We start from the raw sequence: 12145 nt of genomic DNA on the forward strand, positions 1-12145 counted from the left end.
GAGTTTATTGGATATCTAAATTATTGGAGAGGAAATGAAATATATCATCGCAATCATTAAACCGTTCAAATTAGATGAAGTTAGGGAGGCACTTTCTGATATTGGTATACAAGGACTCACCATTGCAGAAGTGCGAGGTTTTGGTCGACAAAAAGGGCATTCAGAATTATACCGTGGAGCAGAATATACGGTGGATTTTTTGCCTAAAGTGAGAATGGAAATCGCCGTACCCGATGAGCTTGCTGAAGCCGTTATTGAATCAATAGAAAAAACAGCAAATACCGGGCAAGTGGGGGATGGGAAAATATTCGTCCTACAACTCGAGCAGGCTGTCCGTATTCGGACGGGTGAAAAACAAGACGATGCACTTTAGGAGAATGAAAATGGGTAAATGGTTTCAATACTTATATTTGCTAATACTGGGTAGTTTTCCAATCAATGTGCTTGCATCTGGGGAGAGTCTTGATAAGGCAGATAATGCTTTTATGATGATTTGTACCGCACTAGTTATATTCATGATAATGCCAGGGATCGCACTATTTTATGGTGGGCTACTCAGAAGTAAAAATGTGCTCTCACTTATGGCACAAACTACGGTGATCCTTGCTTTAGTTTCTGTTATTTGGGTTATCTATGGTTATAGCCTAGCCTTTAGTGAAGGTAATAGCATCTTCGGTGGCTTCAGCCAATTTATGTTAAAAGATATTACGGTTGATAGCTTGTCTGCGACCATTCCTCAATTTGTTCATGTTGCATTTCAAGGCGCTTTCGCTTGTTTGACTGTTGCGCTTATTGTCGGTGCTTTAGGGGAAAGAGTTAAATTTTCAGCCATACTAATTTTCACCCTTATTTGGACGACTTTTGCATATATCCCAATGGCTCATATGGTATGGGGCGGTGGGCTACTCGCACAAGATGGCGCGCTTGATTTTGCTGGTGGTACTGTTGTACATATTAATGCTGCGGTAGCTGGTTTAGTTGGTGCTTACTTACTCGGTAAACGTACTGGATTTGGTCGAGAGGCGATTAAACCGCATAATTTGCCGATGGTATTTATGGGAACTTCGATTCTATTCATCGGCTGGTTTGGTTTTAATGCGGGGTCTGCTGGAAGTGCAAATGGTGTTGCTGCATTAGCGTTCGTTAATACGGTGGTAGCGGCTTCTGGTGCAATATTATCATGGACATTAGCAGAATGGATTTTTAGAGATAAGCCTTCTTTATTAGGTGCATGTTCAGGATGCTTAGCGGGCTTAGTTGGCGTGACACCTGCGGCTGGTACTGTCGGTGTTGGTGGGGCACTAATTATTGGGCTACTTTCTGGTTTCGCAGGTTTGTGGGGCGTAGTCATCTTGAAACGTTGGTTAAAAGTTGATGACGTTTGCGATGTATTTGGTGTGCATGGAGTTTGTGGCATCGTAGGTTGTTTGCTTACTGGTGTATTCACCGCGGCATCTCTCGGTGGTACTGGCTTTGCAGAGGGGGTGACAATGATGAAGCAAGTTGGTATACAGGCATTCAGTATATTGGTTTGTATCATATGGACAGCCGTCGTTGCTTATATTGCCTTCACTATTGCCGATAAAATCGCAGGTTTGCGGATCAGTGTAGAACAAGAGAGAGAAGGTTTAGATATCACTTCACATGGTGAAAGCGCTTATAACTAACCTTAGTATATTTAGTTAATCGCACTCAGTTAATGGCCGCAATAGTTTGCGGCTCATTTTTTTCATTGTATTAAGGTAAGTGATTGCTTACTTTTATTGCGGCGATGTCACATTTGCCTTTCTTTTTCGAATAACACCTTCTTGCACTGCTGTTGCGACTAAATCCCCTTGAGGGCTATAAATCTGTCCTTTTACAAATCCTCGACCCCCTGAAGCCGAAGGGCTTTCAACTGCATACAGTAACCAGTCATCTATTTTAAATGGGCGATGGAACCACATTGAATGGTCGATAGTGGCAACTTGTAAATCACGTTCCATAAATCCGCGACCATGGGGTTGTAAGGCAGCGGGTAGAAAATTGTAATCAGACGCATAGCCTAATAAATAATGATGCAATGATGGGATGTCAGGTAATTGACCTTTTGCTTTAAACCAAATGTAGCGGAAAGGTTCTTGGGGCGCACTATCAAATGGGCTGTAGAACTCAACCGGGCGAAATTCAAAAGGTGTTGGACGTAAAGCGTATTTTTTGACGGATTCAGGTAGTTTATCCGCTAAACTTTGAATAATGACATCTTGTGAAATCAGTTGTGAAGGAGCAGGAACATCAGGCATCAAATTTTGGTGACTGTAACCTTCTTCTTGTGACTGAAATGAAGCTGTCATAAAAAAGATAGGTTTGCCATGTTGTATTGCACTAATACGTCGAGTGCTAAAACTACCGCCATCACGCAAGATTTCTACATCGTATACAATCGGGCGCATGCTATCGCCAGGACGTAAAAAATAACTGTGAAAAGAGGTGATTACTCTGTCATCAGGAATAGTTTGTTTAGCGGCATACATGGCTTGACCAACAACTTGCCCACCAAAAACTTGAGGTAAACCAAGATCTTCACTTTGTCCTCGAAAAATACCTTCTTCAATTTTTTCAAGTTCAATTAGATTGATTAGATTCTGTAATTCTGGGCTCATAGTGACCTTAGACATGATTAAAAAATATCAGATGGCGGTATTTTCCCATTATTTTCAGGAAATAGGTAGATGCGTTCTATTAAGATAGCTTTAAATTCACTTTTGGTTACAATTTGAAATACTATTTCATTATTTTATTTATATTCGCTATACTTTTTTGATTGTCTTAATGAGATGTTCCATATTAATGTTAAATATTAATAATAATTCTTCACTAATTTATTGTTTTATAGGTGATTATAATGAAACTACATCACTATATTGCTAGCTTACTTATTTTGTTTTTCTTAGCAGGCTGTGAAGGAAATTTAACAAAGCCGAATGAGAAAATGTTACATGGCAAAAGGGATCATGGCACTCAAAAAGTGGATTCTGGTAAAATAGATGGCAAGGTGAACATTGTTAAAAATACTAAGCTACCTGAGAGTGCAGTGTTAACTATTACATTAGCAGATACTTCGATGATGGATTTACCTGCACTGATCTTGTCACAAAAGTATTATACAGAGTTAAATAATCGGCAATCGATACCCTTTGAGCTCACTTATCTGAAAAATGAAGTTCGACCCGATGCTACGATAACGATAAGTGCATCAGTGAGTGCAGATGGTCAGCTTTTATATCTTTCTAATACGGTTATTGAAGTGATTAATAATGGAATAGATAACAATGTCGATGTGCTGGTAGTTCCTGCTAACTAATTAGTTTATAAGCCACTTAGCGATTTCATCATGAGTTATTTCTAGCTACCTTTACTTGTTGTATAGATTAGGATTATCTGTGCAATAAAACAGCATTCAGTAGGTGCTTCCTTGCTATTTTACTGCCTATCAAGCATAATGCCCATGCTTTGAAAAAAGCACTCAATGGGGACTCTGTTGGTTCTCCCGCAACGCTAACTTGTTAACTTGGTCAGGTCCGGAAGGAAGCAGCCATGGCAGGGGTCGTGTGTGCCGGGATGTCGCTGGCAGAGTTCCCACCCAACTGATAATTGCCCCTTTCATACTAAATTCCCTACTTCTTATATAAAAATTTGCCATCTGGTGTTCACCCACTTAGGCTTTATTTCTGCTACCCGCTAAAGACTATCGGTATAAAACAATATTTATATTTATTACACTAAAATTGATTATTTACTTATAATTGAAAGATAAAAGTGAAAGGATATTTATATTTGAATAATCGCATTAAATGTTAAATTAGCATTAAGTAGTTATATATGAGAAATATAATGGTGAGCAGTGATGTAAATTAACATTATGTAATGCTAAATTTTAGGTATAAGGAATTCAGTCGAGCCGATAAGTATGTTACCGGCTATAACTATTTACTAACTGTGTGTGTTTGTAAGATATTATCTAACAAATTTCCAAACGGATGGCGGTATTTTATCGTAAAGTTTATTCATTGTGAGTTCTGCAAGACGGTGGTCTGCTGCTGAATAAAATAACTCTAACTCATCCTCAGATAGTTCGTATTTATTTTTTTCAATGACACGCTCAAGTGTTTCAATTGTTGTGCATTTTCTTAAACGCATCAGATAATCAAATTTGGTCATAACGCCCTTTCTTTTATGAAAAAAAACTTTATAACATATTATGTTATAGTTTGCTTATAGGTAAATGATATCTTTATGTTTTACTGGCTAGACATTTTAAATCATCATCTAGAACAGAGACAATGTTTTGATTCATACTTTCCCAGTCAATAATCTCACTAAGCGTTATTACAGGGCTACCGAATAAATTATATGTCTCATCAAGATATTCTTCAACTAATGATATAACGAGGTTTTCTTTTGGGTATTTGATTTTAAATCGCCAAACAAAAGACGCAATATGTTCAATGAGCTCATTGAGGTTTGCGCTTTGTTGAGAACTGAGATCGTTTATCCAATGGGTATTCGTTTTTTGTAAGCTTAGTATCGCATCTCGATTTAAGCTGTTACACAAATATTTTAACTCTGCTATATCATGTTTTTTGGGTGAATATTCATCCATAATCACCTCCGCTGGCGAATCTGACCTTTGCTATGTGTATTTCTATATCAATAATAATATAATGTTAACTAAATAAAAGCACCAAAGTTCAATATAAAAATATAGGAATTAATATATTGATAAATATAAGATTATTACTATTCAGGTGAATTTTAAAGATTATCAATAAATATATAAGTAATATTCAAATACGGGCCGGCAGCTCAAGCTGTATCGCCTCGCCGAAGATAATAGCATTATTATTGCATAAGTCACCATCCAGTCACTACTTTTTTCTGATTCATTAGTTGCCAATAGACAGTTTTTATTTTTAGTTTTGACTAAACTCAACTTTATGAAAGGTTTAAGTTGCCTTAACCTAATTGTACATTTTAGTACAAAGAAAAAAATTTTTTAAACTAAAGGTGTGGTGAGTAAAAACTTGTTTGATATTTTAATAATTGATCTTCAACGATGGAATAAAATGAAAATAATTAAAGATTAATAATAAAACGTCCCTGCTGATCTCGTGGGCAGGGACTTTGTTTTGTGATAACACATTTTATAAATATAAGTTTAGGGTGACACCCGGTTTCAAATCAGCCATTTTGACACCAGAGTTCCAATTCATTAAATCATTGAGTTTAATACCATGACGTTTGGCAATGCTGTAATAAGAGTCACCTTTTCTCACTTTATATACTTGTGTTTTGCGATTGTTTGCCTTTGGCACCGGACTTTTTACTTTCAGAACTTGTCCTGGAGCAATACGGCTAGCTGTTTTAAGTCCATTGAGCTGTTGAAGATTTTTAACCGTCATATTGTGTTTTTTTGCAATACTGGCTAATGATTCACCTTTGCGGACTTTATAGTTAAGGCTTTTAGCTTGACGAGATGAATTGCTTTGGCTGGCTAAATTGTTTTGATGTGCAGTTCGATTTTGTTGGTTTTGCGCCGCAGCAAGACGAATATTATCGAGTACATCTTGATCAGATAATGAAACTTTAAATTGTTCAGCTTTTGCTGTTGGTAACATTATATAATGCGGACCATTAGGCGAGGTAATTCCCCGTGTATATCCTGAATTATAAGTTTTAATCGATTCCTCAGTAAGGCCTGTTAATTCAGCCGCTTGAGTTAATGTTATTTGTTGACCAACGTCAATTTGAGTTAATGCTCTATTTTTATTACTTGTTGGTAAGGTAACTTGATATTTTTCAGGCTCTCTTAATACTTGGCTTAGTGCTAAGATTTTTGGCACATATTGTTTTGTTTCTTTAGGCAAAGAAAGAGACCAGAAATCAGTAGGCAGTCCTGCCGCTTCATTCTTTTTAATCGCGTTCATAACACAGCCTTCACCACAATTATAAGCGGCTAAAGTCAGTTCCCAGTCATGACCAAACATGACGTTGAGATTTTCGAGTAAATCGAAGGCAGCATTAGTTGAGGTTAGAACATCTCGGCGTTCATCTACCCATTGGGTTTGTTTTAACCCATATGAGCGGGCTGTGATTGGAACGATTTGCCAAAGTCCTGCGGCTTGAGCGGGAGAGGTGGCTTTTGGGTTAAATGAACTTTCTATAATTGGAATTAAGGCTAATTCCATGGGCAAATTGCGTTCATTAATTTCATCTACAATTAAGTACATATAAGGCTCTGCCCTTACAGTTACATCGTAGATGAAATTTTGTTTAGTTGCGTAATTATTTGCCAATTCCCTAATTTGTGGATTATTAGGAACATTCATTTTCAACTCATCGCTAATGTAGCCCCAAAGGTCATAATCAGCCTTTGGTTGCTGTCTACTTGCAGCCTGGTTATGTGATGCAATAGTTTCTACAGTATGATTTGCTGAAGGCTTGCTCTGCTTCACTTTATTCGGTGCAGTTTGGCATCCCGCAAGCAGAACAATGGCGATGAGAGTCGCTATTATCTTCATTATTTTCTATTGTTCTTTATTTTCATGTTTAAAAGTCGAACAATAATACTAATCTCACCCGAAGATGACAATGATTAAACTTCAATATTGATCTTTTAATTGACGTAACAAGGTAAAAACGGCTCTTAATGGTGGATTTGGAATGTTAATCTTTAATTTTTGTTGTAGTTCCGGATTATCACATTGTAGAAAAATATTAATATTTCTCTCTTTTTTCAATAGGCTAGGAAGTGTTGCTTGTTGTTTGGCTCGCGCGGTAGTCACTTCTGTTAAATATTGTGTAATCGCCATATTTTCCGGCCAAATATGATGCGCAAATTTTAGGTTTGATAGCGTATATTCATGGGCACAACATATTAATGTTTCATCAGGTAGGTTGGCAATTTTTTGAATTGATTGGAACATTTGTTCAGGTGTGCCTTCAAAAATACGACCACAACCTGCTGAAAATAAGGTATCACCACAAAATAAATAAGGAGCTTGGTAGAAACCGATATGACCCAGTGTGTGGCCTGGTAGTGCGAGAACTTGAAAGTTAAATTGGCCAATTGCAACGTTGTCACCTTCATTAACTTGTTCTGTTATTCCTTTGGCGATAGTTTCTTTTGGACCAAAAACAGGTAATGTAGAAAACACCTTTAAAAGACCTTTTACACCATCAGTATGATCATTATGGTGATGGGTGAGTAAAATAGCGACAGGGGTTAATTTCTTTGAGGTGATGATTTTAAGCACAGGATCTGCTTGTGCTGGATCAACGATGATACACTGATGTTGGTTATCAGCGAGGACCCAAATGTAATTATCGTTTAACGCAGGGACTCGTATTAATTCCATAATAACCTCGACATTCTACTATTAAAGGGGGATTTCATGAAGCCTGCGCGTATTGAGAAACAATTTCAAATGCCAGTTAGTTGGTCTGATATTCCTTTTGGTGAACAATACCGCCAAGCGTTAGAAAACCAACTTCGTCCTTGGTGGCCTAAAATGTTTGGTTTTCATTTGCTTAAATTAGGTCATTTGAGCGCTGAAATCCAGACTAAAGAGTGCATGATCGCCCATCAATTTAATGTTAGCAATAATGATCCTCGTGCGCAGGTGATTGCTAGCGCTTCTGCGTTGCCTTTTGCGGACAGATCCATTGATGCATGTTTGATGTCCCATTGTTTGGCTTATAGTCATGACCCTCACTGGATTCTACGTGAAGTTGATCGGGTGCTAATGGACGATGGTTGGCTAGTGATTTCTGGATTTAATCCCTTTAGCTTAGCGGGAGTGGCTAAATTAATCCCTGTTCTTCGAAAAAAACAACCTTATTGTAGTCGTTTTTTTCCTTCATTAAGGGTTTTTGATTGGCTTGGTTTATTGAATTATGAGGTGTTATATCATCACAATTGCCAAGTTATCCCGTGGATGTCACCTGAACGGCGGCTAAATAAAAATTTGGGGGGAATAGGCGTGATAAGTACCATTGTTGCAAGAAAACGCACTTATCCTTTGACCCCAACGCCGCTAAAATTTAAGCAACCTAAAATGAAAATAGGTTCTGCATTGGGCGCTGCCAAAGAGATAAGTAAACGTTCAGACTTTATCAAATAGTGATTTTAATTTTTAGCAGGTTGATAGCCGGTATCTTCTTTAGTTGGCGAAGATGCGGCTAAGCGTGCGAGCTCATCACATTTCTCATTTTCAGGGTGTCCTGCATGGCCTTTAACCCAACGCCAATCAATGGTATGACGAACAATTGCTTCATCGAGCCGCTTCCATAAATCGACATTTACGACTGGGGATTTATCTGCTTTTCGCCATTGTTTACGTTTCCAGCTATGGATCCATTGGGTGATACCTTGGCGAACGTATTGGCTATCTGTGGTTAAAATAATATCGCAGGGCCTGGATAGAGACTCTAAGGCTACAATTGCCCCTAGCAATTCCATACGATTATTTGTGGTTAGAAAAAAACCTTCACTGAGTGTTTTTTCATGCTGTTGGTAACGTAAAACAACACCATACCCGCCGGGTCCTGGATTGCCTAAACAAGAACCATCAGTGAAAATTTCTACCTGCTTTATCATTTCTGGTAAACTCTACTTTATTCATTAATTATTAATCATAGTGTGACACAAAAAAACATGATGAGCACGGCGATAACAAGACAAATTGTCCTTGATACTGAAACCACAGGTATGAATAAGCTGGGTGTTCACTATGAAGGTCACAACATTATAGAAATTGGTGCTGTTGAGGTGATTAATCGTAGACTGACAGGACGTAATTTCCATGTTTATATCAAACCTGACCGTTTAGTGGATCCTGAAGCTTTTGAAATTCATGGTATTAGTGATGAGTTTTTACAAAGTCAGCCTGTATTTGCTGATATTGCCGATGAATTCATTGAATTTATTCGTGGTGCTGAGTTGGTGATCCATAACGCACCCTTTGATATTGGCTTTATGGATCATGAGTTTCGTAAGCTTAACCGAGGGATTCCACCAACAGCAGAGTTTTGTACGATTACTGATAGCTTAGTTTTAGCACGAAAAATATTCCCGGGTAAACGAAATAACTTAGATGCACTTTGTGATCGTTATTTAATTGATAACTCAAAGCGTCAGTTGCACGGAGCTTTACTCGATGCTGAGATTTTATCTGATGTTTATCTAGCGATGACAGGGGGACAGACCTCCTTGTCTTTTTCTTTGGATGGCGATTCAGCAAATAATAAAACTGAGCAGGGAATTCAGCGAATTACTCGCCCTACAAGTGGTTTATCTGTGATATATGCTTCTGATGAGGAAATTGTCGCTCATGAGGCGCGGCTTGATATTGTCGATAAAAAAGGGGGAAAGCCTTGTTTATGGCGACAACCTGTAGATGAAGATGAAAATATACATTAAACATTGATACTGTATTTTTATTCGATGTTGCTGGTTAAATAAGCGATTAAATCGATAAATCAGAATTAAATTCGTATTGAGGCTGTGTTAAGGCTAAAAACTGTTCAACTACGCGATTTTTCAAGAAAAAGTATTGACTGCAACCCGAAGTCTTCGTAATATGCTCGACGTTCCCAGTAGGGAACATTCGGAGCGGTAGTTCAGTTGGTTAGAATACCTGCCTGTCACGCAGGGGGTCGCGGGTTCGAGTCCCGTCCGTTCCGCCACATTATAACGCCATGCTATTTATTAGCATGGCGTTTTTTTTTGCGTTTAGAGCATGATCTGTTGCGTTTTTATTTGCGCTGCCTTGCCTATTAATTGCGGTTATTAATTTGTTTGGATATGAAAATTTACAACATACCAATCAAGAAAATTATTAGCTGAGCGGCGAGTCATATGTGTTATCTGAGAGTATCGTAGGCTCAAATAATATGTAAACATAAACATAAATAATAAGAAAGTCCGTAGTTTTTTAGGTCTATTGGAAATAAAATTATGTGAGTCACATAATGAATGAAATAATCTTGTTTATTGTGGGGTCTTTGATGTGAATAAGAACTATAATATAAGGCATAGACATTTGGTGGCATGAGTGTGATGGTTGATGATATTGAATAGAAATTTATATTGTTTAATCATTATTTTCTAATTTTGAAATAGAAAGCTATTTTTTATTCCAATTTCTTATTTGATTTGACGTCAATATTAAACTCTAAATAACAGGTTTTCCTATTGTGTCATTTTCCTTTCACGTCTATACGTATACTTAAGTTAAAAAATATAAGGAGTGAAATTCCTCCATCTAAACCATGATATGAAAATATCGGGCAGTAGCTATTTTTTTGGTTAATTCAGAAATAAATAAAAATTTAAAACCAGAGGGTAGTTCATGTTTCAATGAATGACCTTAGGTATTGGATGCTCATAATAAGATTTTAAAATGTAGGAACTATATTATGTTAGATACTGGTTATTATCTTAAGGTAAATTCAGTAGCTGTATTACTAGTTAGTTTTCTTCTTTAACTTAATAGAAGGAAGTTGAATTTTGACTTAAGTGAGATCAATATATTAAGTTTAGTGTAATGTTTAACCGATGGAAATATTTGAGTCTATTATGATAAAAAATAATCATTTCTCTATCATTATGAAAATATTGAGTTTTTTTTGTTTTTTTTAATCTGAATATATATTTAATAAATTAATTTATTTCTACTATTGTTAGAGAGTATGATTGTTTATAAAAAACAGTTTTTTAAGCTTTATTTAAATCGTAATCATCCAGTTTTTGGTGTTAAACGCTATTTTTAATTGATGCTCTCAAGAAGATGTCTGGCCAATGCTGCAATACCACTAGTCTGGTTGAAATTTAATTTACTCTTAATTTGTGTAATTTGAGGTCATTTTCACAACTGGGCAGAGTGAAATGAGTTTGATTTTAAATATCTACTCAAGTAAATTAATAAGCATTGAGCGAGTGAACATAACGTGAAATTTAATTTAATTGATATGTATAAGTGATTATACATATTCCATATCCGATGAGTTAGTCATTATAAGTTTAATTAACGAAGTGATGTTTTATTTTTATTGGCATTATTGAATTGTCTCATTTTTTATCTGGCCAATTTTTTATGCATTAGGTTTTATTAAATAGCTAATTTAATTTATGGGGTGTAATAGTGGATGTAAATACAGTAAAAATATACGAAGGTAAATTAAATAATTCAAGGACTACTTTTACCGAAGCTGTCGGAAAGGAAATACATAAATTGCGTAAGGAGCGATCAATGACGGGTAAGGAATTAGCTATTCTCGTTAACGTTTCTCAGCAGCAAATATCACGCTATGAATGTGGTGTTTGTAACTTAACAGTTGATACATTAATTATTATTTTAAATGTGCTTAATGTGCCATTAACTGATTTTTTTAATCAAGTATTTTTACGTGCATTTGAGACGGAAAAAAAACTTTGTGTAAAATATCACAACGTGTTTACTTCTGTAAATCAATCAGAAGCTTTAAAAAAACAATTAGAAACATTTGGACGATATAACCAAAGTAATTTATGGGGCTGATCGTTTATTTTATATTCTTTAAATATATTAAATTACATTAATGTACATTTTAATGTCTTTTAAATGTTTATTTAATATCAGCATGTTATGAATTTATATTGTAATTGTTTTTTTTGAAATTAATTAAATATAAAGACTTTATTTTAATTAGACTTATTTTTTAATTATTTATACCTAAATGATTAGGTATGAACACATCTGAATGTTTTTAGCGAACATTCCTTTTATTTAAAGTGCAATTATTTTTATTTTAGAGGCCAATATGAAAAAGATTATTTTAGCAACCCTGATTTCTGGCGTAATGAGTGCATCTGCTTTAGCTGTTGATGCAGGTTCAGGTACTGTGACTTTTAACGGTTCAATCATTACTGCGCCATGTTCAATCGCACCAGGCGAAGAAAACCAAACTGTTGAACTGGGTCAAGTTTCTAACGTAACTCTGACTGCTGGTGGCGAATCTTCAGCTCAACCTTTCTCTATCAAGCTGGAAGGCTGTAATTTAGAAAAATCTAACGAAGTGACTATTACTTTCGCTGGTACTGAAGCAACGTCAACTGATGGTGAAG

General features: G+C 36.1%; 13 protein-coding genes, 1 tRNA gene and 1 other RNA gene. 9 read left to right on the forward strand and 6 right to left on the reverse strand.

Going from position 1 to position 12145, the window contains the following annotated elements; genetic code table 11:
• Positions 1-34: 34 nt before the first annotated feature.
• Both AAZR93_RS19290 and amtB read left to right on the forward strand, forming a co-directional pair.
• Positions 35-373 (forward strand): P-II family nitrogen regulator, encoded by a 339-nt coding sequence (locus AAZR93_RS19290; RefSeq protein WP_294108480.1) that lies wholly within the window; start codon positions 35-37, stop codon positions 371-373.
• Positions 374-383: 10 nt separating this feature from the next.
• A complete protein-coding gene (amtB, locus tag AAZR93_RS19295; RefSeq protein ID WP_434720769.1) occupies positions 384-1667 on the forward strand; it encodes an ammonium transporter AmtB in 1284 nt (427 codons plus the stop codon).
• A 93-nt stretch (positions 1668-1760) separates the two neighbouring features.
• On the opposite strand, the gene tesB is transcribed toward amtB, so the two are convergent.
• Entirely contained in the window at positions 1761-2642 is an 882-nt protein-coding gene (gene tesB, locus AAZR93_RS19300) for an acyl-CoA thioesterase II (RefSeq protein ID WP_434720780.1), read from the reverse strand.
• 242 nt (positions 2643-2884) lie between these two features.
• On the opposite strand from tesB, the gene AAZR93_RS19305 reads away from it, so the two are divergent.
• Together AAZR93_RS19305 and ffs are read left to right on the forward strand one after the other, a co-directional pair.
• Positions 2885-3343, forward strand: a complete 459-nt coding sequence (locus AAZR93_RS19305; protein WP_294108484.1) for a YbaY family lipoprotein — start codon at positions 2885-2887, stop codon at positions 3341-3343.
• A gap of 175 nt (positions 3344-3518) precedes the next feature.
• Positions 3519-3615, forward strand: an RNA gene (gene ffs / locus AAZR93_RS19310) — signal recognition particle sRNA small type.
• A gap of 381 nt (positions 3616-3996) precedes the next feature.
• Here ffs and AAZR93_RS19315 read toward each other — a convergent pair.
• The 4 genes from AAZR93_RS19315 to gloB form a co-directional block, all read right to left on the reverse strand.
• The gene (locus AAZR93_RS19315) at positions 3997-4200 is read right to left on the reverse strand and encodes an HHA domain-containing protein (protein WP_068439370.1); all 204 of its coding nucleotides are present in this window, start codon (positions 4198-4200) and stop codon (positions 3997-3999) included.
• 73 nt (positions 4201-4273) lie between these two features.
• Positions 4274-4642 carry an Hha toxicity modulator TomB gene (gene tomB / locus AAZR93_RS19320; RefSeq protein ID WP_294108494.1) on the reverse strand — a complete coding sequence of 123 codons (369 nt, stop codon included), beginning with the start codon at positions 4640-4642 and terminating at the stop codon, positions 4274-4276.
• 541 nt (positions 4643-5183) lie between these two features.
• The gene (gene mltD, locus AAZR93_RS19325) at positions 5184-6560 is read right to left on the reverse strand and encodes a murein transglycosylase D (RefSeq protein ID WP_434720770.1); all 1377 of its coding nucleotides are present in this window, start codon (positions 6558-6560) and stop codon (positions 5184-5186) included.
• Between the two features lie 81 nt (positions 6561-6641).
• Positions 6642-7397 carry a hydroxyacylglutathione hydrolase gene (gene gloB / locus AAZR93_RS19330; RefSeq protein WP_434720771.1) on the reverse strand — a complete coding sequence of 252 codons (756 nt, stop codon included), beginning with the start codon at positions 7395-7397 and terminating at the stop codon, positions 6642-6644.
• Positions 7398-7433: 36 nt separating this feature from the next.
• Between gloB and AAZR93_RS19335 the strand changes: the two genes are divergently transcribed.
• Positions 7434-8162, forward strand: coding sequence for a class I SAM-dependent methyltransferase (locus AAZR93_RS19335; protein WP_434720772.1), 729 nt, complete (start codon positions 7434-7436; stop codon positions 8160-8162).
• Positions 8163-8167: 5 nt separating this feature from the next.
• On the opposite strand, the gene rnhA is transcribed toward AAZR93_RS19335, so the two are convergent.
• Positions 8168-8638 (reverse strand): ribonuclease HI, encoded by a 471-nt coding sequence (rnhA, locus tag AAZR93_RS19340; protein WP_294108502.1) that lies wholly within the window; start codon positions 8636-8638, stop codon positions 8168-8170.
• A gap of 60 nt (positions 8639-8698) precedes the next feature.
• On the opposite strand from rnhA, the gene dnaQ reads away from it, so the two are divergent.
• From dnaQ to AAZR93_RS19360, 4 genes are all read left to right on the forward strand, one after another.
• A complete protein-coding gene (gene dnaQ, locus AAZR93_RS19345; protein ID WP_294108504.1) occupies positions 8699-9460 on the forward strand; it encodes a DNA polymerase III subunit epsilon in 762 nt (253 codons plus the stop codon).
• Between the two features lie 189 nt (positions 9461-9649).
• A tRNA-Asp gene (locus tag AAZR93_RS19350) sits at positions 9650-9726 on the forward strand.
• 1457 nt (positions 9727-11183) lie between these two features.
• Entirely contained in the window at positions 11184-11579 is a 396-nt protein-coding gene (locus tag AAZR93_RS19355) for a helix-turn-helix domain-containing protein (RefSeq protein WP_434720773.1), read from the forward strand.
• A 262-nt stretch (positions 11580-11841) separates the two neighbouring features.
• Positions 11842-12145, forward strand: a 304-nt coding sequence (locus AAZR93_RS19360) for a fimbrial protein (protein WP_434720774.1), incomplete at its 3' end; no start/stop codon positions are given.

The sequence above is a fragment of the Providencia sp. Je.9.19 genome, from assembly GCF_051129765.1.
Taxonomy (GTDB): Bacteria; Pseudomonadota; Gammaproteobacteria; order Enterobacterales; family Enterobacteriaceae; genus Providencia.